At 43.5% G+C, this 26858-nt stretch carries 12 protein-coding genes; 10 read left to right on the top strand and 2 right to left on the bottom strand.

The window, feature by feature from the left end; genetic code table 11:
• The first annotated feature begins 12 nt into the window (after positions 1-12).
• From OVA33_RS17465 to lpdA, 8 genes are all read left to right on the top strand, one after another.
• The gene (locus OVA33_RS17465) at positions 13-5724 is read left to right on the top strand and encodes a type I polyketide synthase (RefSeq protein ID WP_128974068.1); all 5712 of its coding nucleotides are present in this window, start codon (positions 13-15) and stop codon (positions 5722-5724) included.
• Positions 5724-13106: an SDR family NAD(P)-dependent oxidoreductase gene (locus OVA33_RS17460; RefSeq protein WP_063636620.1), complete on the top strand. Its 7383-nt coding sequence runs from the start codon at positions 5724-5726 to the stop codon at positions 13104-13106. The genes OVA33_RS17465 and OVA33_RS17460 overlap by 1 nt, the downstream gene beginning before the upstream one ends.
• 50 nt (positions 13107-13156) lie before the next feature.
• Positions 13157-17005 carry an alpha/beta fold hydrolase gene (locus OVA33_RS17455; RefSeq protein ID WP_025649499.1) on the top strand — a complete coding sequence of 1283 codons (3849 nt, stop codon included), beginning with the start codon at positions 13157-13159 and terminating at the stop codon, positions 17003-17005.
• 32 nt (positions 17006-17037) lie between these two features.
• The gene (locus tag OVA33_RS17450; protein WP_025649498.1) at positions 17038-18129 is read left to right on the top strand and encodes a serine hydrolase domain-containing protein; all 1092 of its coding nucleotides are present in this window, start codon (positions 17038-17040) and stop codon (positions 18127-18129) included.
• A gap of 470 nt (positions 18130-18599) precedes the next feature.
• A complete protein-coding gene (gene pdhA / locus OVA33_RS17445) occupies positions 18600-19715 on the top strand; it encodes a pyruvate dehydrogenase (acetyl-transferring) E1 component subunit alpha (protein ID WP_007611171.1) in 1116 nt (371 codons plus the stop codon).
• 3 nt (positions 19716-19718) lie between these two features.
• Positions 19719-20696: a pyruvate dehydrogenase complex E1 component subunit beta gene (gene pdhB / locus OVA33_RS17440; RefSeq protein WP_003154528.1), complete on the top strand. Its 978-nt coding sequence runs from the start codon at positions 19719-19721 to the stop codon at positions 20694-20696.
• Positions 20697-20818: 122 nt separating this feature from the next.
• The gene (gene pdhC / locus OVA33_RS17435) at positions 20819-22147 is read left to right on the top strand and encodes a pyruvate dehydrogenase complex dihydrolipoyllysine-residue acetyltransferase (protein WP_014417649.1); all 1329 of its coding nucleotides are present in this window, start codon (positions 20819-20821) and stop codon (positions 22145-22147) included.
• 4 nt (positions 22148-22151) lie between these two features.
• On the top strand, positions 22152-23564 hold the full coding sequence (gene lpdA / locus OVA33_RS17430) for a dihydrolipoyl dehydrogenase (RefSeq protein WP_007409663.1): 1413 nt from the start codon (positions 22152-22154) through the stop codon (positions 23562-23564).
• Positions 23565-23611: 47 nt separating this feature from the next.
• Here the strand turns inward: lpdA and OVA33_RS17425 are convergent, their stop codons facing one another.
• Positions 23612-23986: a hypothetical protein gene (locus OVA33_RS17425; RefSeq protein WP_017417707.1), complete on the bottom strand. Its 375-nt coding sequence runs from the start codon at positions 23984-23986 to the stop codon at positions 23612-23614.
• 248 nt (positions 23987-24234) lie between these two features.
• On the opposite strand from OVA33_RS17425, the gene OVA33_RS17420 reads away from it, so the two are divergent.
• Together OVA33_RS17420 and OVA33_RS17415 are read left to right on the top strand one after the other, a co-directional pair.
• Complete coding sequence (locus tag OVA33_RS17420; RefSeq protein WP_017417708.1) at positions 24235-25035, top strand: polysaccharide deacetylase family protein; 801 nt, start codon at positions 24235-24237, stop codon at positions 25033-25035.
• Between the two features lie 113 nt (positions 25036-25148).
• Positions 25149-25268, top strand: a complete 120-nt coding sequence (locus OVA33_RS17415; RefSeq protein ID WP_003154518.1) for a GapA-binding peptide SR1P — start codon at positions 25149-25151, stop codon at positions 25266-25268.
• A 47-nt stretch (positions 25269-25315) separates the two neighbouring features.
• Here OVA33_RS17415 and OVA33_RS17410 read toward each other — a convergent pair whose 3' ends face one another.
• Positions 25316-26788 carry an aminotransferase class I/II-fold pyridoxal phosphate-dependent enzyme gene (locus OVA33_RS17410; protein ID WP_063636621.1) on the bottom strand — a complete coding sequence of 491 codons (1473 nt, stop codon included), beginning with the start codon at positions 26786-26788 and terminating at the stop codon, positions 25316-25318.
• Positions 26789-26858 lie beyond the last annotated feature (70 nt).

Here is a 26858-nt window from a genome sequence, read left to right as displayed (position 1 = left end):
GGAATGAGACAGTTGGCCAGTAATCAAAACTATCAGTTCACATTAACAATTAAACATACGGACTATATTGTCAGGGATCACCGGGTGCATGGCACCCGGATTATACCCGGTGTCACATTTTTAGATATGATATACCGTATGGCGCTGAGCAAAGGTTTGCCTATTGAAGAACTCGAGTGTCAGAATATTTTGTATTTGGAACCTGTAGCAACATCGGATACCTTTGACAGAGAAATCCGCATCCGTTTTCAGGGATTGGAACAGGGATGGGAAATTCAGGCGAAGAGCAGAAAGGTAAAAGATGACTGCATTCTGGATGAAAGCTGGGATGAGAATATGACCTGCAGGCTCATGCAGAAATTCCCGGAAAGCATGAGTTCAATCCATATCGATGAAATCAAACATGCCTCCGTCCGTGAAGCCGATATGGAGATATGTTATGACTATTTAAAAAAGGTTGATATAGAGCATTTTGAATTTATGAAGAGTTTGGGGAAGGTTTATGCGTCTGACCATTCTGTACTTGCAGAGTTGACGCTCAGCCAAATTGCCAATCAATATACTGGCTATTTTCAATTGCATCCCACTTTTCTTGATGCGTCTACCATCATATCGATCCTTTATCAGGCATGTCCCGAATATTTTACACAAGGATCTCCGGCAAGCCGGATGAAAACGTATATTCCCATTCATATTGAATCTTTCCGTATGAGGAAGCGCCTGGAAGACAGGTGTTATGTGTACATAGAGAAGCAAGACCAACATCATGATTCAGGGGATGTCATCCAAGTAAGTTACGGTTTGTACGATGCACACGGGGGGATGATCGCTTATTTTACGCGGCTGTCTGTGAAACATATCCGCTCAAAAGATTTAATTGAAAACCTGAAGCAGACTCGTTTGGAAACTGAAGCGGCTTCTCAGCCAAAAGACAGCCTGATCAGAAAAGATTCAATCATAAATCGAAGCGAAAGCATCGAGACACACCTTAAAGAATTAATATCCGGGGTTTCAAATATAGATCTGCGTGACATAAGGACAGACATTGGTTTTTATGAACAGGGCCTGGATTCAGCTTCTTTGCTTGCCATTGTCAAAGAACTTGAAAACAAAACAGGGGAACAGCTGTATCCTACACTCCTGTTTGAGCAGAAAACGATCCGGGAACTCGCCGCGTATATTAAAGAAAATCAAAAAATGTCCAGTTATTTCTTAACGCGAAATCAACCGGCTGAAAAGCCTGACATGAAAGAAAGTAAGAACGAAAATCTTTCCGCTCTTATAACAGAAGGAGACATTCAGCAGCTGATCGCAGATATCAAAGGGACTGCTCCTGAAACACTCTCTGTTGTAAAAGGTTTTTATGAACAAGGCCTCGATTCCGTAACACTTATGCAAGCCGTAAAGGCATTGGAAGAGAAAACAGGCAGGGAACTGTACCCTACTTTATTATTTGAGTATCCGACGATTCAAAAACTTGCAAATTATTTTGCAGAGAGCGGCGAAAAGACTTCCGTTGAAAAAGACCGCCCTCTTCATCATGGAGAGAATCATACGGCTCTGACCTATTTAACGCCGCATTGGAGACAAAAGGCTGCCGCTTGGGACCCGAATTGCGGAAATAAAAAGAAAAGAACATGCCTGCTGTTTCAATATGACAGAGAGCTTTTTCATTTTATGCGGGAAAATGCTGAAAATGGATTCGAAAATACACAGATCATTCTCGTTTTATCAGGGAATCGTTTCTCCTATCACGGAGACGGTGTTTATGAGATAGATCACAGGGAGGAAGCTCACTTTGACAGGCTTGCAGCTGATCTGAAAAAAAGGGGGCAAATGCCCGACACCGTGGTTTACGGGTGGCCGGAAGGGTCATTTGCCGGCCCGGAAAAAATAAGTGAACAGCTTTCTAAGGGGGCTTACCCGCTATTCTTTTTCAGCCGGGCATTGATGCGCAGCAAGGCGGAAAAAAAGGTTGTATCGCTTTTCCTTTATCCGGCGGACCATAAAAATGATCAGCCGCTTTACGCTTCAGTCCATGGCGCAGGGCAGTCTATTTTGCTTGAGAACCCGAAACTGGCCCTTAAGACAATCGGGATATCAGTTTCAGACAAGTCATCGTTGCCGGAACTTACAGCTGAAATCATCAGAGTCGAATCTACGGAAGCGCATCCGGGAGAAACCGATCTTTATTATGAAAGAAATGTGCGCTGGGTCCGAGCCTTACGGGAAGCGGAACTGTCTCAAAACTCAGGTTTCTCCTTTAAAGAAAACGGAGTATACATGATTACAGGAGGGGCCGGCGGCTTAGGCCTTATATTTGCAGAACATATCGCAGCCCAAACGAAAGCCAATATTATTTTAGCGGGCCGTTCTGAACTTACGGAAGACAAAAAGAACAAAATCAGCCGAATGAAAGCAGGCGGTTCTTCGGTTCAATATATAAGAGGTGATTTTTCAGATAGCCGCGATGCAGAGCGAATCATAAAAACCATTAAAAGGCAATTCGGAGAAATCAACGGTGTGATACACAGTGCCGGTGTGACGCACGACGCTTTATTGATTCAAAAATCAAAAGATGAAATTCAGGAAGTGATCGCTCCGAAAATAAATGGGACGGTCTTATTGGACAGCTTGCTGCAAACCGAACCTTTGGACTTCTTTGTGATGTTTTCATCAAGCAGCTCGATGTACGGGAATATCGGACAGACGGATTACGCATTGGCCAACCGCTTCATTGATCTTTTCGCTGAGTGGCGTGAAGGAATGAGGCGGAAAAAAGAACGCTCCGGCGTCTCAGTAGCCATCGGCTGGCCGCTATGGGAAGACGGCGGCATGAAAGTGGATAAACAAACTGAAAAATGGATGAAACAAAAAATCGGTATGGTTCCTCTTAGTAAAACCAATGGGATCAAAGCTTTTCAAGATTCACTCTCTCTGAACGCATCACAGCTGATCGTGTTTGAAGGTGACAAAGAAAAATTGAAATCTGCACTTCAAGATACCTTCATGGAGGATGAAAACCGTGAGATCCAAATAAATGAAACAGCTGATACAAGGCATGAGGACATTGCCATTATCGGATTAAGCGGAAAGTATCCGATGGCTGAAGATTTACCTGAATTTTGGGAGAATTTAAAGAGCGGAAAAGATTGTATTACAGAAGTCCCGCCTGACCGCTGGAATATGGATGATTTCTTCAGCGAAGACAGAGATATGAAAGGGAAGTCTTACAGCAAGTGGGGAGGTTTTATCAGCGGAGCCGATCAATTTGATCCGCTTTTCTTTCATATTTCCCCAAGGGAAGCAGAACTTATGGATCCCCAGGAAAGGCTCTTTTTAGAAACGGCCAAAAATTGTTTTGAAGACTCAGGGTACCCGAGAAACATGCTGGAAAAGATGAAAGTCGGTGTATTTGTCGGTGCAATGTGGGGCCAATATCAACTATTTGAAGGGGAAGAAAATGGAGTGGCTTTCTCGCCGGCGTCCGTCTATTCTTCAATTGCCAATCGGGTGTCTTATTATTTTCATTTAAAAGGTCCGAGTTTGGCTCTGGATACAATGTGCTCTTCATCACTGACCTCTATTCATTACGCATGCCAAAGCATACATTGCGGAGAGAGCGATATGGCATTAGCCGGCGGAGTGAATTTGTCAATACATCCGAATAAATATAAGTTCCTCAGTATGGGACAGTTTCTATCAAGTGACGGCAGATGCCGGAGTTTTGGAAAAGACGGAAGCGGTTATGTTCCCGGTGAGGGAGTCGGAGCCGTATTGTTAAAACCATTGAAAAAAGCAATAGAAGATCAAGATCAAATATACGGTGTGATTAAGGGAAGCGCCGTTAACCACGGAGGAAAGGCGAGCGGATATTCCATACCGAATCCGGATGCGCAGGCGGAGGTCATTTCAGAAGCGCTTCGTAAAGCTGACATTGATCCGAACACCGTCAATTATATTGAAGCGCATGGAACAGGGACGTCATTAGGCGATCCGATTGAAATTCAAGGACTGAAAGATTCCTATCAATTGAACCATCCTTGCGCCATCGGTTCGGTGAAATCAAATATCGGACATTTAGAATCTGCGGCAGGAATCGCTGCGGTAACGAAAGTGCTTCTCCAAATGAAGAATAAGCAGCTTGTTCCTTCTCTGCACTCCGATATTGTTAATCCGTTTATAGATTTTGATCAGGTTCCTTTTCAAGTGCAGCGGAAAGCGGCTGAATGGAATATTCCGCAAAACAGCAATGCTGTTCACCCTTTGAGAGCCGGGGTAAGCGCTTTTGGGGCAGGAGGGACAAACGCGCATCTTATATTGGAAGCGTATGAGCCGCCAAAAGCTTTTGATCATCAAAGCGGCCGAGTGATCTTTGTTTTATCGGCTCAAGACAAACAACGGCTGATAAAATATGCAAAGGTTATGGCTGATTTTCTATCAGAAAATGAATCGAAGGATAACAATCATAAACTGCGTCTTCAGGATATTGCCTATACACTTCAGACGGGACGCGATCATATGGAAGAACGGCTGGCGATAGTGGCAGATTCCGGGCAGGTCATTGCTGAAGAGCTTTCAGCTTATAGCAGGGGTGAAAAAAGCAGCTTGAGCCATACCGGTCATACATTCGAATCAGAAGTTCACAATGAAATGCCTCACGTTTGTTCAGATTACGCCGAAGCAGCATCCAAATGGGTAAATGGAAGAAAGATAGATTGGGAGACTTTTGAGGTGAATCGGAATGCTCGCAGGATTTCTATTCCGGGACAACCGCTGATCAAACAGCGGTATTGGATAGCGGAAAAAGGGGACGCACTTGTTTCAGCGGATGTGAGTAAGCCGGGTCACCCTTTCTTGGGGAGTAACACGTCCGATTTTAATCAGTTCAGTTTCACGAAAAAAATCAGCCGTAATCATCCGTTTGCACTAAGTCTGTCTGAAGGAAACGTGTCCTTTTTCCCTTATGCATCTTTGGCTGAAATGGCTATCGTCAATGCAGCGGAGGCATTTGGACAACCAGTTCATACATTAACTGATTTATTGTGGACCGAAAGCATGAACGGAATGACTGATATACGGGAACTGATGATTACGCTGACGCCTGAGCGCGACTTTGCGCGATTTGACATATATGCAAACACAAAAAATGAGAATAAAGTACGTCTTGCCAGGGGAAATGCGCATATTGTTAAGCCTGAAAGCGGTATGCTTCCTGAAGCGCTTGATATTGCTGAAGTCAAATCAGAAATGACTGAACATCCTGCTGAATCGCCTTTTGTCATTGAATCAGCGAAAAACAGTGACGGAATGCTGTCGTTTCATTCATTGCCGGATGAGCTTTATGCAAAAAGAGAGAATTTTACGATCTCTCCTGAAGCGCTTGAGTCCGCGATTCAAGCCAGTGCGTTTTTTGTCAGCGGAGAAACCTTCCCGGAATTGATCGGACTGGGAGCGGCGGATGTCTATCAGCCTCTCGCTCAAAATTTTTATGTCTATACTCAAAAAGAGAACCGGCAGAACAGCCGTGATGTAACGTGTCATATGACATTTACAGATGGAAACGGAAACATTCTGGCAGAGTGCAGAGATGTGAGATTCAGATATGGTCATGAAAAAGACACTGTTCAGACGGACGATGAACTCATTCGTCTCCTGCGTCAATTGGAAACCAATGATATTGATCAGAAGGCTGTATTGAAACAATTAATGGGGGAAGAATGATGAACGGAAAACGTGAACAAATCAGCGATATTCTTGATCTGATTCAAACAGGACAAATGTCGGCTGACGAAGGCTATGCCCGTGTGACATCCATTCAGAATCAAAAATCACGGGCATCGAACCATCCGCTTTTATATTACAAGCCGGAATGGACAGAATCGTTCATTCCGAGTAAGAAGAGCGTGTCCTTGACGGGATTGCTCCTGATTTTTGCAGAAAATGAACGGCAAATACAAGAATTGAGCGGTTTGTTTAAGGACTGCACTCTCTTGTTTGTCATCCGCGGAAAAGAATTTGCTGTTTTACATGATGATACGATTTGTATGAACCACGTGAAAAAAGACGATTATCTAAAGCTGTTCCGATACATTCATGATCATTATCAGCCGCCCGAAAAGATTCTTCACTTGTGGTCTGATTCTCAGGCTGACATGAGTAAGGGAGGTATACAGAAACAATTGGAAAACGGATTGTTTTCTCTTCTGTATATTACACAGGCGCTGATTGAACTAAAATGGAAAAAGATACTAAAACTGACGCATGTTTTTCAAACTGAGAATAAAGAACAACTGCCGCTGCATCATGCTCTCGGCGGATTGGTGAAAACCGTTCACCAGGAACACCCCAATTTTCACTATCAGATTATCAATATCACTCTTTCAGAGGGTGCGGGAGCCGCTCTTCCAGCAATAGCTGATATATATCAGAGAGAGTGTGACGAAAAACGGGATATCCATTTTGAAGTGCGCTATGAAAACGGCAGACGTTTTACGAAAAGCTATAATAAAGCCGGCTCATTCGATTTAACCCAGCCGCTGAAACATCATGGGAATTATCTGATTACAGGAGGCCTGGGCGGTCTCGGTTATATACTGGCAAAACATCTGTCGGAAAAATGGAAAGCGAATCTCATATTGACAGGGCGCTCTGATTTAACTGAAGAGCAGAAAAAAAAGATCGAATATTTAAGAAGCTCAGGTTCAACAATTGAATACATCCGATCTGATGTTTCAAAACAAAGTGATGCTGAACGGATGTTTGCTTTTGCAAAAGAGCAGTTCGGCATCTTACATGGAGTATTTCACAGTGCCGGCGTACTCCGTGACTCTTTTATCTTAAGAAAGACAAAAGAAGAAATTGATCAAGTCACAGGTTCGAAAGTTTATGGCGCGCTGTGGCTGGCGGAAGAAATCAAAAAAATGAAAGTTGAATTACTTGTCTTGTTTTCATCCACATCGGCAGTCTTCGGCTCAGCCGGCCAATGTGACTATGCTTTCGCCAATGCCTTTCTGGATCAGTATGCAGCAGTTATGACCGCGACAGAGTCTGCCGAAAGGGTAGTGTCAGTCAATTGGCCGCTATGGACTTCCGGCGGGATGAATATTGACGATGAAGGAGTATCCTACATGAAACAGGAACTCGGTCTTGACCCGTTAGATGACGGTGACGGAATACAGGCTCTGGAGAACAGCTTGTGTCAATCATCTGAACAGCTGATTGCCCTGAAAGGCCGTAAAGAAAAGATTGAGGATGTGCTGAAGCGTGCCGGCACAATCAGCTTTCATTCAGAGCAGCAGGAAGATGCCGATTTGCAAAACGATGAATTAAGACAAAATATAATCAGTTATCTGAAAAATATAATGTCAGAGGAATTGAAATTACCGGCCTCACTCATAGATGAAAAACAATATCTGGAGAAATACGGCATTGATTCAGTGATGATCATGCGTCTGACTAAAAAGCTGGAGCAAAGTATCGGCAGATTGTCGAAAACATTATTTTTTGAGTATCATTCAATATCGCAGTTAGCCGAATATTTCCTGAGTCATCACAGCGAACGAATGATGAAACTGCTGAACCCGGCCGGCACATCTGAACTTGTTTCATATCAAAAAAAGCAAAAAAGAAAACCAGTGGAAACAAAAGCGCCGGTACGCTCTGAAGGAGAAGATTCAAAAGAGCACATTGCGGCCGATCCCCTTTCTGCTGATATAGCGATTATCGGTGTCAGCGGCAGATACCCGGGTGCGGAAAACATCAGGGAGTTCCAGAATGTGCTGATGAATGGACGGGATTGCGTAAGCGAAATTCCCGATGACCGGAAGGAAATGCTGGAGGGAAGCTGCTATAAGTGGGGAGGTTTTCTGAAAAATCCAGACCGGTTTGATCCTTTATTTTTCCGGATATCACCGAAAGAAGCGGCTTTTCTTGATCCTCAAGAACGCCTCTTTTTAGAGACAGTGTACAATACCATAGAGGATGCGGGTTATAAACCTTCAGATCTGACCCGCAAAAAGGTCGGAGTATTTGCAGGCGTCACATATGGAAGCTATCAATTTTTCGGCGTTGAAGAATCACTTAAAGGAAATGAACTGGCCGTCGGGTCTCCATTTTCTGCAATAGCAAACAGAATATCATATTTCTTTAACTTTAAGGGGCCGAGTATGGCGGTTGATACAATGTGTTCATCCTCTCTTAACGCCATTCACTTAGCCTGTGAAAGTATACGAAGAGGAGAAAGCACACTTGCTGTTGCGGGCGGGGTCAATCTTACGCTTCATCCGAATAAATATACATTATTAAATCAAAGCCGCTTCTTTGCAAGTGATGGCCGGTGCCGTACATTCGGCGAGGGCGGTGACGGTTATGTACCGGGAGAAGGAGTGGGATCCGTACTTTTAAAGCCGGCGGCGGAAGCGGTAAGGGACGGAGATCATATTTATGCGCTGATTAAAGCGACAGCGGTCAATCACGGAGGGAGAACAAACGGTTTTACGGTTCCTAATCCAAATGGTCAGTCTGAACTGATACAGGACGCGCTTCAGAAAGCTTGTATTGACCCTCGTACAATTAGTTATATTGAAGCTCACGGAACGGGAACTTCTCTGGGAGACCCGATTGAGATCACCGGATTAACAAAAGCGTTTCGGGAATTTACGGAGCACACTCAATATTGTTCAATCGGTTCTGTCAAATCAAATATCGGCCATCTTGAGGCCGCAGCGGGAATTGCCGGTTTGACAAAGGTTCTTTTGCAAATGAAACTGAAAAAACTGTTTCCCTCCATACATGCGGAGACGTTGAATCCAAATATTGATTTTAAAGCATCTCCCTTTTATGTACAGCGGTCATTGCAAGACTGGAAGAAACCGAAACTGCAGGAAAACGGAAAAACAGTAACTGTTCCGAGAAGAGCGGGGATCAGCTCATTCGGAGCCGGAGGAACGAATGTTCATATCATTATAGAAGAATATGAAGAAACAAACGTCTCAACAGAACATGTTGAGAACGAACCGCATATTGTCCTGTTATCTGCCAAAGACAATGAACGTCTTCTTGAGTATGCCGAAAACATGAAAGATTTTATTCAACGTTCACTAAGTCCTGAAGTAAAGGATAAACAGCCTGATATGAAAGAAAAGGTGTATGAAGTACTCAAACCGTTTGTTTCGGAATTGCTTCATATCCATCCGGAAGAAATTAATATTGCTGATCACCTGAGTGAATTTGGCGTAGGGCCTTTGGAATTAAGCCGGATGGCGGATTTTATTAACGAAATGTTTCATATTGAACTCACGATGTATGAATTAACTGATTGCGCCTCCATTCAAGCGGTTACTGAATACTTATTGAAGGAATATGCCGGAGCGATAAGAAACATGTTCCCGAATGAAGTGATGGAAGCCGGCCAATCGGAAAGCGTCGTTTTACGGGATCTGGCATACACTACACAATCGGGCAGAGAAGCGATGGAGGCCAGAGCGGCGATTACCGGTACCTCTCTTAAAGAAATGAAAGATAAATTATTTGAGTTTTGCCGCGGTGACAAGCAAGTTCCAGGCGTATATGTTAATCAGCAATCAGCAGATGCATTCGCTGAAAAAATGAAGGCGTTAACGGAAGGCAGAGCAGGTGAATTGTTTGTAAAGACCATTATTGAGAACGGTGAAGCGGAAAAGCTGGCTCAATTATGGGTTTGGGGGGCGGATATCGACTGGAAATCCGTTCATCAACATTTACAGCAGCCGGGTAAACGGATCTCAATTCCGACTTATCCGTTTGCAAAAGAACGTTATTGGGTTCCGTCCAGGACTGAGAAGGCAGAGATCCCTCAGCATTCTTTTCAACATCATTTGCAAAAAAAATGGAGGGAGAATCCGTTTGTAAATCCATCCGAAACAAAAGAGTACGGACTGACAGTAGCATTTGTAAATCAAGACACAGAATCAATTGCCCGCACCATTTGTTCGGATATAGATCAGGAGAATCTGATTGTCATAAAACATCACTCTTCATTTATAAAACACTCTGATCAAATGTTTGAGTGTTCTTTATTAGATGAAAACCACGCATACGACGTTATCCGTGAGATCTTCTCGGGCGGTGAGCGGCAGGTCGAAAATATATTTGATTTCTCAGATATCGGAAACCAGAGTGACAATCAGAACGGCATCCCATATGGTAAATTCTTATTTATACAAGAAATAATTAAGCGGAGTAAAAAGGAAACACCATTATCCATTTTACAAATCACCAATGGCTTGCAGGTATTTAAAGCGGAAAAACCAAAGCTGACGGGGGCGGAATCAGCGGCTTTTCTGAAAGCCCTTTCTGCGGAATACGGCTTTGTTCATGTGAAAACAATAGATATAGACAGCATGAAAGAAACGCATGAGCTGAAACAAATCTTTGAGAATGAAAGGGCGCAATGTACCGGAGAGAATGAAGTATGCTACCGCAGCGGCGTCAGATATGTTCCGTATTTTGAAGAAGAAAGAATCCATACCGGCGGGCCTGTTTCATTTCCTGCGGATAAAGCCATCGTGATTACCGGCGGGACAGGGGGTATTGGCAGAGCAATAGCTGAAGATTTGGTGAAACGGGGAGTGAAAAAACTCGTGCTGACGGGGACGCGTCCATTACCTTTGCGAAGTGAATGGGATCATTTGCTGAAAGAGGGCAGACAGGACGAAAAGACAGTCAGCAATATCAAACTGTTTCAAAGTTTTGAAGAGAAAGGTGTCAACTATCTGTATTACAGCGGTTCTCTCACAAATGAAGAGAAGCTGCGTTCATTCTTTCACCAAGTAAGCCTTGAATTTAAAGATATAAGCGGTGTCATACACTGTGCCGGACTGCACAGCGGCGGAAATCCGGCCTTTATTCATAAAAGAATGAGTGAATTTAAGACGGTGTACGGGCCGAAAGTCACTGGACTTCAGAATTTGGAGCGGATTTTTAATAATAGGCCGCTGGATTTCTTTATTCTATTTTCATCAATTGCTGCACAGTCACCCAAACTGTCGAAAGGAATGACTGATTACGCGTCTGCAAACGCATATATGGACTATTTCGCGGCTTATCATTTTCAAAAGGGGAGAACGTATTTCACGTCCATCAATTGGCCGAGCTGGAAAGAAGTCGGAATGGGTACTGTGACGAGTCCTTTATATGATGAATTGGGATTGGACTCTCTTTCCACACGGGAAGGACTGGCGATTTTGTATCATGCACTGGAGAAAAAATCGGCCAATATCATTCCTATCGTGAAAAAAGGAACAGTGTTTCATGCAGACAGTCTCCTGAATATCAATAAAACCGGCAAGGCTTCATTTCCAGTGCGAAGACAGGAGACTCCCGACACTTTTGATCATTCAGAAGGGCTTGTCAGTGAACTTTCTGCCGTATTTGCCGAGGAATTGAGCATTCCCCTTGAAAAGCTTAACCCAAATACGAATTTTCAGGAATACGGTGTGGATTCTATACTTCTTGTCAGCATTATACATCGTATAGAAGCAATGATTCAGAAAAAAATCGACCCTACTGTGCTTCTTGAACACAACACGATTCATGGTCTTGCGGAATATATCGGTAAGACGGCGCCGCCGTTGAAAAAACAAATCGAACAGACTGATTCTCAAAGCAGTAATCAGCATGATATGCAGTCTGTGACGAGCCGAAATACAGAACCGCAGACGGCTTCCTCTGCAAAGATAGCTGTTATCGGAATCGGATGTAAGTTCCCTGGAGCGGCTGATAAAGAGGAATTTTGGGACAATCTGAGAAAAGGGAAGAATCATATTAAAGAAGTACCTGATTCCCGGTGGAATATAGAAGAAAATTACTCTCCGGTGCAGCAAAAGGGAAAAAGCATCAGCAAATGGGGAGGATTTATCAATGGAATTGGCAGCTTCGATCCGGAGTATTTTCGCATGGAAGAGGAGAAAGCCATCCAAACGGACCCGCTGATAAGACATTTCTTAGAAACGAGTGTACAGACTGTACGGGATGCCGGTTATGAAGAAACAGAATTATCGGGAAAAAAAGTCGGCGTATTTGTCGGTTCCAGAATGGGCGGCTACGGTCACAAACTGCCGAAAGAAAGCAGCAGCCACATCGTCGGGCTTAGTCAAAACTTTATTGCTTCACACGTGTCGCATTTCTTTAATTTTCACGGTCCAAGCATGGTTTCTGATACCGCTTGTTCTTCTTCATTAGTCAGCATTCATTTAGCCTGCCAAAGCATAAAAAACGGTGATTCAGAGATGGCGCTGGCAGGAGGGGCGGATCTGCTTTTGGATGAAATTCCTTACCTGATGTTAACAGAAGGAGGAGCTCTTTCGCCGGACGGTCAGTGTTTTACTTTTGATGAAAGGGCAAACGGCTTTGTACCCGGAGAGGGTTTTGGCGCTGTTCTGTTAAAACCGCTCGAGAAAGCGAAAGCGGACGGAGATCGGATATACGGTATCATTGAAGCATCAGCTATTAATAACGACGGTGCGACAATGGGAATTACGACCCCGAATCCTAAGCTTCAAGAGCAGGTTATTCAAGATGCATTTGAAAAAGCCGATATCACTCCCGGATCAGTCAGCTACGTCGAAACTCACGGCACAGGCACGATGATTGGAGATCCGATTGAGCTACAGGCTCTGACAAAAGTATTCCGAAGAGACACAAACAAAACGCAATTTTGCGGAGTAGGAAGTGTAAAAACCAATATCGGACACTTATTAAGCGCTGCCGGAGCGGCAAGTTTCATTAAAGTGATTTTATCAATATGGCATAAGGAAATTCCGCCTACATTGAATTGTGAAACGCCAAATCCCCGCTTTGAATTTGAAAAGTCGCCTTTTTATCCGAATACAGAGCTGAGAAGCTGGAAGGATGGAAAACGGAGGGCGGGCATCAGCGCTTTCGGTTTTGGCGGAACAAACGCCCACCTTTTGGTAAGCGGCCTGGATGATTCATATCATGCCGTCAGAACTCCGCTGCCGCCTGCCGAGTTTGTCAGAAAAGAGTACTGGCCGGATTCAAATCGAAAAAAACAAATCAAACAGAATAAAAAACGGCTTCTTGAAATTATTGATGAAACAGAGTAGCACCTGCTCTGTTTCTTTACTTTGTAAAAGAAGAAAGGTTGTCGAGTTGCATGAGGTTCAGCGTATTAGTCAAACATGACGATTATATTGTTTCAGACCATGTCCTTCATCAAGTGCGTACGATACCCGGCGTAACGTATCTGGATTTAATAACACGATTTTTAGCTGAGAAAGGGATATCCCCCCGAAGTTTTGAAATCAAACATGTTTTATTCCGTGAACCTGTTGCGACGTCAGTCCATTTTGATAAAAAAGTCACCTTCCAGTTTACGGAACAAGAAAACGGCTGGCTTGTTGAAACAACAAGCAGGAAATGGGTCGCTGAAAAGGCGGAAGGTGAAGCGTCAGTCAACTTGCAGGCGGAAATCATAAGAAAAAATGCGATAAACGAAAAGACAATTTCAATCGAAGAATTAAAGAAAGGAGCCGTCCGGACTTCGGATGCTGAATCCGCCTATCGTAATTTGCGCAGGGGCGGCCTGATTCATAAAGATTTTATGAAATTGGAAGGTACAGTATATGAAGGTGAAAATTATATTCTGGGAGAGGTCAGTTTAAGCGGACTTTCAAAAGAATATACAGATGACTTTTACATGCATCCCGCATTTTTGGATGGGTCTCTCAGCTTGTTGGGAATCCTTACATCAGACTTGCCGGATGAAGGAACAAATGCGTTTATCCCTATATATATTGAGACATTCCGGGCACTGCATAAAACAACTGGGTCTTGTTTTGTGTATATTGATAAAAACAGTATAACGCAGCCGCCTTCTAAAGACATTTTATATGCGGACATAGAAGTATACAGGCCTGATGGAGAGCTTGCTTTTTATTATGAGCGATTCGGTGTGAAAAGAGTCAGAAATGAAAAATCAATACAAAGGCTGGAGCATTCCCAAAAAGCTAAAGAGGTTGGCAGCGCAACGAACAATAAAGAAATGATCAGAAATAATTTGATCCAAGAGATAGCCGGCATGATTGAAAAACCTGCTGAAACAGTGAAGAATGATATTTCCTTTTACGAGATGGGCTTGGATTCTAAACAATTATTAGACTTATCCAAAAAATTAGAACTGATGTTAGATACAAAGCTGTACCCGACTTTATTATTTGATTACTCCACAATCGGTGAATTGACGGAATATCTGCAGGAGAAATACGGAGCTGACATTACAGACTCTATCTCTGATACAGTTTTGCACCAAGACAGTCAAAAAACATTAACAGATGAGCTGTCATCCATTATTGGAGAGGTTACAGACACACCGCCAAATAAAGCGGACAAACACCAATCTTTTTACGAACTGGGTCTTGACTCAAAACAGCTGCTGCATATATCGAAAATGCTCGAGGAAAGATTGGATACACAATTGTATCCGACATTGCTTTTTGATTATAACAATATTCATGATTTAGCGGCTTATTTAGAAGAAAAATATGATGTGCGTAATACACCGGCTGCAGCTTTTAAAGAAAAAACGCAAACGAAAGAGCCGTCTGAAAAGCCGATGCTTGAATCTTTGTATTTACAAAAAGAATGGATTGAGTCGCCATTAAAGTCCGGAGAAGTGTCTAAGGAAAATACTTTGATTTTCGATTTCGACAGTTCATTGAGTGATGAAATCCGCAACTACACCGGCAGTGAAAATGTTATTTATGCGGCAGCCGCCGCTGAATATGAAATGGTAAATGAAAAGCATTATAAATTTAACCCGGAGCAGTCTGCTCATTACACCAGACTGTTAGATGATATGAAAAAGTCCGGAGCGTTTCCGGCGTCAATCATTCATTACCTGTCAAAAAAAGCTTATACTGAAGCGGCGTTAGACCTGACTCACAGCTTTTATTCAATCCTTTATTTAAGTAAAGCTTTGATCCGTCAAAAAACAAAAGAAAACATCAACATTCTGTACGTACATGACAAGGATCAATATACAAATCCGGTTTACGCCGCGATTGGAGGCTTTTTTAAAACGCTGAATGCGGAGCAGCCGAATATAAAGTGTAAAACGGTTGAGATTTCTTCAAGACAAACCATTGAAAAAGCACCTTTGCTTCTCAATGAATTAAGTGCCGGACATCATCAGACTGTGAAATATGACGGCAATCAAAAAAGGTGGGTGACAGCATATAGAGACGCTTCGCTGCAAACAGGACAAAAGGCCGCAAAGTTTGCAAAAAACGGGGTGTATCTCATCATCGGAGGGTTAAGCGGCATCGGCTGGATTATTTCAGCGTTTCTTTATGCAAATCACGGAGCCAGCGTTATCATTGCCGGGCGATCGAAAATGACAGCAGACATGGAAGAAAAATTAGACAGCATCCGATATGACGGGGCAAGCATTTCTTATATCCAGGCTGACATGTCAGATAAACAGCAGGTCATCAAGTTAGCGGAAAAAATTCGTGCTGATTATTCCGAAATCAACGGGGTCATTTACAGTGCAGGCGTGTTAAAAGACTCTCTCATTATGAATAAAACAGACGCGGAAGCTCAAGCGGTGCTGCAATCAAAGGTCAATGGTGTGATTCATTTGGATGAAGCGCTCAGAGATATGCCTTTAGACTTTTTTGTTTTGTTTTCTTCCATCTCCTCAGAAATCGGAAGTCTGGGTCAAGCCGATTATGCCTACGCCAATCGTTTTCTGGAGCATTTTGCCGAGTGGAGGGAATGTATGAGAAAGGCGGGGGGAAGATCAGGAAAAACCATCGCTGTAAATTGGCCTTTCTGGAAAGACGGAGGCATGTCAGTTGATCCCGGCATCCAAGATATTATGAAAAGGGAGTACGGACTTCACCCATTAGAAAATACTGCCGGAATCAAAGCTTTTGAACACTCGCTTCTCGGCCAAGGCCACCAGCTGATCGTGTTATACGGAGAAAAAGAAAAAATACAAAACGATTTCAAGCCGTTATCCGCCCGTTCAGCACCGCCTCTGGTAAGAGATTCAGCGATTGCAGCCGATTTTGATGCTTCGTCAATCGTTACGGAAGCTGAAAGTCCTTTCCGGATACTCGGCACGGCTTCCAATCGTCATCTCGATGATTATTTGCATTATTGGAGCAGACTGAAGAAAGGAGCCCTTCAGCACAATCAAAGCGATGCCGCAAAAAAACTCATCGCTTTTTACCAGACAGAAGAAACGGAAACCGTTCATTTTCTGGCAAACACAGAAAATGCCCGGCATATGGAGATATTGATGAGCGGTAAGGGCGAAACAATTTTACTGATTTGCGGTTTTGCTACCACTGCTTACATGTGGAAAGAACAAATGAAAGAGTGGGCAGATCAATTTAATGTAATTGTCATACACACACCGGGTTACGGGCTGAGTGAGGGGAGCGCCGATTTTACACTGAGCGGGCTGGCTCAGACTTTTATCGAAGTGCTGAACGAGATAGGGGTTGCTTGGCCGATCCACATTGCGGCAGCTTCTTGGGGAGGCATGATAGGGCAGAGGATAGCCTATGAATACCCTGAAAAAGTAAAAACACTCATTCTTTCCGGAAGTTACACCGAATACGAAGAAGACCCTGAAAGCAGTGTCGAGGAAAAACTGAAAAATGATTTTATAGCTATAGGTAAATCGCATGAATATGAAAGTTTATACAGTAATCAATTCTTAAATGCTTCTATTGAACGTTTTATGAAGATACATCAACAAGAAGGCTATTCTACAACCGGCTTTTTAAAAGACATTCATACAAGAACGCTTATCCTTACGGGTGAGAAGGAAAGCGTAGTTGATCAGAAAGAAACAAAAAGGCTGCAGAAACTGCTGAGCAATGCAGAATTAAAGAAAATTAAGGGAGCGGGGCATCTTCCGAACATCACACATCCGGAAGAATTTAATAAAGCGGTGTCAGAATTCATCAAGAAATCGGTAAGTAAAGGATGAAAACGATACATACAGTACAGGGGGAGAAAACAATGAAACAAACAATAAGCAATCCGGCATTTGATATGAAACAAATTAACGCTCTTAACAGCCATTATCAGACGATGATAGACAATGGAGATCTGCAATGTGCGAGTTATATGATGTCAAGAGGAGGTGAGGTTTTTGCAGCTGAGTCGTTAGGGGAATTTACCGGCGGACAAAACGAAAAGCAAACATTTCAGCTTGATACAATCAGAGAAATCGGTTCTTTGACAAAAGTGTTTACCGCTGTAGCCGTCATGCAGCTCGTCGAAAAAGGTTTGCTCGATCTGAAAATGCCGGTCAAGCTCATTTTGCCTGCGTTTGATAAACCGGGTTTCGGAGAAATTAAAATTTTGCACCTTTTGACTCATACGGCGGGATTAAGTTTTGAGCTGGATATTCAAAAGGCTGAAGGCATTGACTTAACGAATGAGGAAGAATGGATAAACTATCTCGTCAGTACGCCTTTGGAGTACGGAGTGGATGAAGCGTGGAACTATTCCAGAACCGGTTTTGTTATACTTGGCATCATTATTTCAAAAGTAACAGGCGTATCCTACGAACAGTATGTAACAAAGCATATTATTGAAGCGCTCGGATTAGAAAGAACGTATTTTTATGTGCCTGATGCTTTAAAAGAAGAAGTTTGTGTGATCAATGAACACGAGTGCGTACAGCTGGAAAAAAGTCATCACCCGTATTTTCCGAATAAAGCGACAAGCGGTCTGTACTCTTCGTTGCGGGATATTTGGAAGTTGGCTGAAATGTTTAGAAATAAAGGCAGATTGAAAGATAAGAAGCTGCTTGGAAGAAAAACAGTCGAGGCGATGCTGAGAAATCAAATAAAGCCCGGTCTTCCTTTTTACTTCTTCGGAGCGCCCAGAGAGGAAGGCGGCTTTGGTTTAGGCATTAATTTGTGGCCGGCCGGCGACCATTATTTCATGACAGAAGGCACCTTTTCACATCTTGGAATGGGTTGGTGCGGCATGTTTTCTGATCCAGCCGAAGATTTTACGTATGTATTTTTCACTCCGATTTCCGAGTTTCATCCTCATGCCGTGCTGACGCCGCTGAATATCGTGTGGGCGGGTATTGAATAATTAGACAAAAGCATCGTTCCGTCTGTTCGGCAGGCGGGACGATTGCTAACTGCCCGTTTTTATCCCGCGGCATCTTTTCAAAGCCCGCCCCTAAGTTAAATAACTTAATTTACTCTTTGTAATTTTTTTTAATTATAGTACAGTAGAGCATTTTTATAATACAGTTTAAAGTCTTTTATAGTACAGTTTGGCGCAATATGATCTTAAGTTTTATAAGCGGTTTCAAAATGAGGTTATAAATGATTGACGGCTTTGTTTAATTACTGTAAACTATGGTTGTTGATCATATTGTACTAATAAAAAATCTTTTTTTATTAGTACAGTTTAAACGTCCTTATCTTTGCTTAAGCGCTATGTGAATTTCTGAATGATTAATTTTAGAATTGCAGAGCATGATAAGACTGTTTTTAATACGGATGGCTAAACGGTATCCTAACCCTGTTAAATCAAAAGAAGAGGTGGTTTAAAAAATGGCTGCAAAGACAAAAACTTCAATTGTTGATAGCAAAAAACAATTTGATGCTATTCATAAGCAGTTTGAAACGTTCCAAATTTTAAATGCTGAAGGAGAAGTCGTAAATAAAGACGCAATGCCTGATCTTTCAGATGATCAGTTAAAGGAATTAATGAGAAGAATGGTGTATATCCGCATTTTAGACCAGCGTTCAATTTCTCTTTCCCGTCAAGGACGTTTAGGTTTCTATGCACCGACAGCGGGCCAGGAAGCTTCTCAAATTGCATCACACTTCGCGCTTGAACAGGACGACTTTATCCTTCCGGGTTATCGTGACGTTCCTCAGCTGATTTGGCACGGGCTTCCTTTACATCAGGCATTCCTGTTCTCAAGAGGCCATTTTAAAGGTAATCAGATGCCTGAGGGAGTAAATGCTTTATCACCTCAAATTATTATCGGTGCTCAAATTATTCAAACCGCAGGTGTAGCTTTAGGTCTTAAAAAGCGCGGTAAAAAAGCGGTGGCTATTACTTACACTGGTGACGGCGGAGCTTCTCAAGGTGACTTCTATGAAGGAATGAACTTTGCCGGAGCATTTAAAGCGCCAGCGATCTTCGTTGTTCAGAATAACCGCTATGCGATTTCAACTCCTGTAGAAAAGCAATCATCCGCACAGACAATTGCCCAAAAAGCAGTTGCCGTCGGTATTACAGGTGTTCAAGTAGACGGAATGGATGCACTTGCCGTTTACGCTGCAACCGCAGAAGCACGCCAGCGCGCAATTAACGGTGAAGGTCCGACTCTGATCGAAACTCTTACATTCCGTTACGGACCTCATACAATGTCCGGTGACGATCCGACTAAATACCGTACGAAAGAAATAGAAAATGAATGGGAGCAAAAAGACCCGCTCGTACGTTTCCGCAAGTTCTTGGAAAACAAAGGACTATGGTCTGAAGAAGAAGAGAACAAAGTGATTGAACAGGCCAAAGAAGAAATCAAACAAGCTATCAAAAAGGCTGACGGCGAATCAAAACCGAAAGTAACAGAGCTGATTGAGAATATGTTTGAAGAGCCGACGTTCAACTTAAAAGAACAACTTGAAATTTACAAAGCGAAGGAGTCGAAGTAAGCCATGGCGCAAATGACAATGATTCAAGCGATCACTGATGCGTTACGCACAGAACTGAAAAACAATGAAAACGTTCTGCTTTTCGGGGAAGATGTAGGCGTTGCCGGAGGCGTATTCCGTGCAACTGAAGGCCTTCAAAAAGAATTCGGTGAGGACCGCGTATTTGACACGCCGCTTGCTGAATCCGGTATCGGCGGTCTCGCTCTCGGTTTAGGCCTGCAAGATTACCGTCCTGTTATGGAAATCCAATTCTTCGGATTCGTATATGAAGTAATGGATTCAATCTCAGGACAAATGGCTCGTCTCCGCTACCGTTCCGGCGGACGCTGGACTTCTCCGGTGACAATCCGTTCTCCATTCGGCGGAGGGGTTCATACACCTGAACTTCACGCTGACAGTTTGGAAGGCCTTATCGCTCAGCAGCCGGGTATTAAAGTTGTTATCCCTTCCACTCCTTACGATGCAAAAGGACTGCTGATTGCCTCTATCAGAGACAATGATCCGGTTGTTTTCTTAGAGCATATGAAACTTTACCGTTCTTTCCGTCAGGAAGTTCCTGAGGAGGAATACACAATCGAGCTTGGCAAAGCTGATGTGAAACGCGAAGGTACTGACCTTTCTATCATCACATACGGCGCGATGGTTCATGAGTCGCTTAAGGCTGCTGAAGAGCTTGAAAAAGAAGGCGTTTCTGCTGAAGTTATCGACCTTCGCACTGTAAGTCCGCTTGATATTGATACGATTATTGCTTCTGTTGAAAAAACAGGCCGCGCAATTGTCGTGCAAGAAGCTCAAAAACAAGCCGGCATCGCTGCCAACGTTGTAGCTGAAATCAATGACCGCGCGATTCTGAGCCTGGAAGCTCCGGTTCTGCGTGTTGCGGCGCCTGATACAGTATTTCCTTTCTCGCTTGCTGAGAGCGTATGGCTTCCAAACCATAAAGACGTTCTTGAAACTGCGAAAAAAGTTCTTGAATTTTAATCAGGCATCATAAAAGACGGTAAAGAGAGTCCTTTTCTCTATATGAAGGAGTCTGTTTACTAGGTTCAATGCTTGCGAATGCATAACTAAAATTTGCTTAATCAACTAGGAGGTCGAAAACTGTGGCATTTGAATTTAAACTTCCGGATATCGGGGAAGGTATCCACGAAGGCGAAATCGTAAAATGGTTTGTTAAGCCGAACGACGAGGTAGAAGAAGACGATGTTCTGGCTGAAGTGCAAAATGATAAAGCAGTGGTAGAAATTCCTTCACCTGTTAAAGGAAAAGTATTAGAATTAAAAGTTGAAGAGGGAACAGTTGCAACTGTTGGACAAACGATTATTACGTTTGACGCACCTGGTTACGAAGATCTTCAATTTAAAGGAAGCCATGATTCAGGAGATGCGAAAACTGAAGCTCAAGTTCAGTCGTCTGCTGAAGCAGGGCAGGATATCGCTAAAGAAGAGACTCCTAAAGAGCCTGCAAAAGAAACCGGCGCAGGACAGCAGGACCAAGCGGAAGCTGATCCGAACAAACGCGTCATCGCGATGCCTTCCGTACGCAAATATGCCCGTGAAAAAGGCGTGGATATCCGTAAAGTAACAGGTTCAGGCAATAACGGACGTGTTGTAAAAGAAGATATCGACAGCTTTGCAAATGGAGGAGCGGCTCAAGAAGCGGCACCGCAAGAAACAGCTGCACCTCAGGAAACAGCTAAACCTGCAGCGGCTCAGGCTCCTGAAGGCGAATTCCCTGAAACACGCGAAAAAATGAGCGGTATCCGTAAAGCGATCGCGAAAGCAATGGTGAACTCTAAGCATACTGCACCGCACGTAACTCTTATGGATGAAGTTGACGTAACAAATCTTGTTGCTCACCGCAAACAGTTCAAACAAGTTGCTGCTGATCAAGGCATCAAGCTGACTTATCTGCCTTACGTCGTCAAAGCATTAACATCCGCTTTGAAAAAATTCCCTGTTTTAAACACATCTATTGATGATAAAACAGATGAAGTGATCCAAAAACATTACTTTAACATCGGAATTGCAGCGGATACCGAAAAAGGCCTGCTTGTGCCGGTAGTGAAAAATGCCGACCGTAAAGCCGTTTTCGAAATCTCTGATGAAATCAACAGCCTTGCTACAAAAGCGCGTGAAGGCAAGCTTGCACCTGCGGAAATGAAAGGCGCTTCTTGCACGATCACAAATATCGGTTCTGCCGGAGGCCAATGGTTCACACCGGTTATCAACCACCCAGAGGTTGCGATTCTCGGTATCGGCCGTATTGCTGAAAAAGCGATCGTCCGTGACGGTGAAATTGTAGCTGCTCCTGTCTTAGCTCTTTCTCTCAGCTTTGACCACCGTATGATTGACGGAGCAACTGCACAAAATGCGTTAAACCACATCAAGCGTTTACTGAACGATCCACAACTTATTTTAATGGAGGCGTAATGTTATGGTAGTAGGAGATTTCCCTATTGAAACAGATACTCTTGTGATTGGTGCGGGACCCGGCGGCTATGTAGCTGCCATCCGCGCTGCTCAGCTTGGACAAAAAGTAACAGTCGTTGAAAAAGCAACTCTTGGAGGCGTTTGTCTGAACGTCGGCTGTATTCCTTCAAAAGCGCTCATCAATGCAGGCCATCGTTACGAGAATGCAAAACATTCAGATGACATGGGAATCACTGCTGAGAACGTAACGGTTGACTTTACAAAAGTCCAAGAATGGAAAGCTTCTGTTGTAAATAAGCTTACCGGCGGTGTTGCAGGTCTTTTAAAAGGAAATAAAGTGGACGTTATAAAAGGGGAAGCTTATTTCGTAGACAGCAACTCTGTCCGCGTAATGGATGAGAACTCTGCGCAAACATACACATTTAAAAACGCAATCATTGCTACCGGTTCTCGCCCTATCGAATTGCCAAACTTCAAATATAGCGAACGCGTTCTGAACTCTACAGGCGCACTTGCGCTTAAAGAAATTCCGAAAAAGCTCGTTGTTATCGGCGGCGGATATATCGGTACTGAGCTTGGAACAGCGTATGCGAACTTCGGAACTGAATTGGTTATTTTAGAAGGCGGAGATGAAATTCTTCCTGGCTTCGAAAAACAAATGAGTTCTCTCGTTACCCGCAGACTGAAGAAAAAAGGCAACGTTGAAATCCATACAAGCGCTATGGCTAAAGGCGTTGAAGAAAGACCTGACGGCGTAACAGTTACATTCGAAGTAAAAGGCGAAGAAAAAACGGTTGATGCTGATTACGTATTAATCACTGTCGGACGCCGTCCGAACACTGACGAGCTCGGCCTTGAGCAAGTCGGTATCGAAATGACTGACCGCGGTGTCATTAAAACAGACAAGCAGTGCCGCACAAACGTACCGAACATTTACGCAATCGGTGACATCATTGACGGACCTCCATTGGCTCACAAAGCGTCTTACGAAGGTAAAATCGCTGCGGAAGCTATTTCAGGAGAGCCGGCTGAAATCGATTACCTCGGTATTCCGGCGGTTGTATTCTCTGAGCCTGAACTGGCTTCTGTCGGTTACACTGAAGCACAGGCGAAAGAAGAAGGCATTGAAGTCGTTGCAGCTAAGTTCCCGTTTGCAGCAAACGGACGTGCGCTGTCTCTTAACGAAACTGACGGCTTCATGAAGCTGATCACTCGTAAAGAAGACGGTCTTGTAATCGGTGCGCAAATTGCCGGCGCAAGCGCTTCTGACATGATTTCTGAATTGAGCCTGGCGATCGAAGGCGGAATGACTGCTGAAGATATCGCAATGACAATTCACGCTCACCCGACATTGGGCGAAATCACTATGGAAGCTGCCGAAGTAGCAATCGGAAGCCCGATCCATATCGTAAAATAATAATGTAACAAAGAAACAGCCCCCGTTTGTAAAAGCGGGGGCTGTTTTTATTGTGCAAGCACATGCTGCATAGGTTTGATGATATCCTCTTTTTTCTTTACGGATCCCTCAATCTTCATGACCACATGCCGATGATTGACAACCATCAGCGCAGGGAACGTGTTGATTTCCTCTTCCCATCCCTTTCTGTTGTCATAAACCTTCATTTGATCGACATGATGGGGATATTTCTTTTCTAAATCAAGGATCGCATCGTAATAAGGCACTTCTTTATCTATATGATTTTCATCGGAAAAAAACAAGATTTGAGTGTGATGAATGCTGTCGATCCGGTTTTTTTTGAATGGACTGACAGTAGAAACCGAACAGCTTGACAGAACGAACAGCATCAAAAAAAAGGGAATCACCGTACGGTAGCGCATCTATCTTACTCCTCTGTTTTATATAATATATTGGTTCATCCATTTATAAGGACTATATCAAGTGTATCACGAGAGGTGAAAAACCTAAGGCTTGTTACTGAATTGTTATATAATTGAAACCGTTTTTAATGAAGAAATAATACGTGTGACAACTTGCGCAGCCGATGTGTAAAAAAGGCACATTGTTTTTCGTGAGAGCGCTGTTTTTTCGTTATACTGGGGGCAAAACCATATCAGGAGGGATTGTCATGTATAAAGCCGCTGCAGCCGTCGTATGTATGTGCTTACTCGCCGGCTGCCAATCAAATGAAAAAATGCAAACAAACAAACCCCATTCTCAAGCCGCGGCCAATCATGCCAAACGGGAAAACCACCATACAAAAGAGGAAAAACAGAAAAAACAGAAGGCGGAGCCCCGTTACTATATCAATCCTAAAACCTTTTCTGTGGAAAAAATGGATGAACAGAAAGAGAAAAAACCGATCGCATTGGTAACGATCGATGACGCGCCTGATCAGCATGCCGCTGAGATTGCGGACAAACTGCATGATCTCAATGCGTCAGCGATCTTTTTTGTAAACGGACATTTTTTGAAAAAAGATGAAAATAAGAAAGCGCTTAAGCATATTCATGAGTTAGGTTTTATGATCGGAAATCATACAATGACTCATCAAAACTTAAAAGATCTTTCCGAACAAAAACAACGGGAAGAAATCATTGGCGTCAATAAAGCGGTTGAAAAGGTAATAGGAGAGAAACCCGCATTTTTCAGGGCGCCTTTCGGAAGCAATACGGACTACAGTGACAGACTTATAAAAAAAGAAGGCATGGTGAAAATGAACTGGACCTTCGGGTATGATTGGGATCAGAAATATCAATCCAAAAAAGCGCTTACCGATATCACACTGAGCAGTCCTTATCTGCGGGACGGGGCCAACATATTGATGCATGACTGGAAATGGACGGCAGAAGCCATGCCGGACATTGTAAAAGGATTGCGTAATAAAGGATATACTGTGATTGACCCTCGAGCTATAAAAAGACCGTAAAAAATAAATGTGTTATACAATTTATCAGTTGACATATTAAATGTGACATAATAATATAATAACAACAAGTGAAAATTAAGCGTTTTCAAATTCTGAGAAATGGGGAATGACAGATGGGTACAATTGTTTGCCAAGACTGTAACGAAGCGATTCATTACTTTGAGGATGAGAAGGTCACGACGTTATACGGAACATGCTGCGGACAATGCCAGTGTCATCTTGAAGAAGAATAAAAAGCGTAAAAAGGCCCGAAACAATTTCGTTTCGGGCTTCTTTATATTTATTGGATGGCTTTTTGCTCTTTGATGACTCTGATCATTTCAAGCGTTGCATCTTCGGGACCCTGCACAGGAAGGCCGGCGTCCAAGTTTTTAAAAATGTAGCTGATATTTTCTTCAGTAATAATCTCACCCGGAATAAAGATCGGAATTCCCGGCGGGTACACCATGACAAACTCTGCGATGATCCGTCCCGCGGATTCTTTTAACGGAATGACTTCCGTATTTGCGTAAAACGCGTCTCTTGGCGTCATCGCTAACAGAGGAATTTCAGGAAGCAGAACTTCGGTTTGCTGATGAGCATAGTCATTGGCGGAAGCCTGCTTTGAAATGTCTGTAAGCGCGCTTACAAGACGGTCGGCATCTCCTGCTCTGTCTCCGGGGGTGAAAATACATAAAATATTATACAAATCGGACAGCTCGACTTCGATATTATATGATTCGCGGAGCCATTTTTCAACGTCATGACCCGTCAGGCCGAGGTTTTTGACCGAAATGATTAATTTAGTCGGATCATAACTGAAGGCAGCTTTAGACCCTGTGATTTCTTCGCCGACACAGCGGATGCCTTCAATTTGATTGAGGCGTTCCCGTGTCTGATCCGCCAGCAGAATCGTATCTTCAAGAAGATCGCGGCCTTCTGCAGCGAGGCGTTTTCTTGCGACATCCAGTGAAGCGAGAAGCAGATAGGATGTTGACGTTGTCGTCAGCATGCTTAAAATCGACTGTACTCTTTCTTTGGAAACAAGGCCTTCTCTCACATTTAAAATGGAACTCTGCGTCAGGGAGCCTCCCAATTTGTGCACGCTTGTGGCTGCCATATCAGCGCCCGCCTGCATGGCGGACAGAGGAAGCTTATCATGAAAATGAATATGCACGCCGTGCGCTTCATCGACAAGCACAGGCACATTGAAAGAATGCGCGAGCTTTACAATGCTGCTCAAGTCAGCTGCCACACCGAAGTACGTCGGATTTATGACAAGCAGGCCTTTTGCATCAGGGTGCTCCGTCAAAGCCCGCTCGGCGGACTCAAGCGTAATGCCGTGAGAAATTCCGAGCTCATCGTCAATTTCCGGGTGTATAAAAATCGGCACCGCTCCGGAAAATACAATGGCCGACATAATGGATTTATGAACGTTTCTCGGGATGATGATTTTATCTCCGGGTCCGCATACGGCCATGACCATCGTCATAATGGCGCCGCTCGTCCCTTGTACGGAAAAGAAGGTATGGTCTGCGCCGAATGCTCGAGCGGCCAGATCCTGGGCTTCTTTAATTATGCCCTTTGGCGCATGTAAATCATCCAGAGGTTCGATATTAATTAAATCTATGCTTAACGCGTTTTCTCCGATAAATTGTCTGAATTCCGGGTCCATTCCCGCGCCTTTTTTATGGCCCGGAATGTGGAATTGGACAGGCTGTCTGTCCGCGTGCTTTTTCAGTCCGCTGTACAGGGGTGTTTCATGTTGCGGCAATTGTTTTCCCACCTTTATCATAATACCTACGGATTAGTTTGTATTACATTCAGTTTTATTACCCGTTTTT

It is taken from the genome of Bacillus sp. KICET-1, from assembly GCF_027721405.1.
In the GTDB taxonomy this organism is placed as follows: domain Bacteria; phylum Bacillota; class Bacilli; order Bacillales; family Bacillaceae; genus Bacillus; species Bacillus velezensis.
The sequence above is the reverse complement of the archived record's forward strand: the minus strand, read 5'-3'. Positions and strand labels throughout refer to the sequence as shown.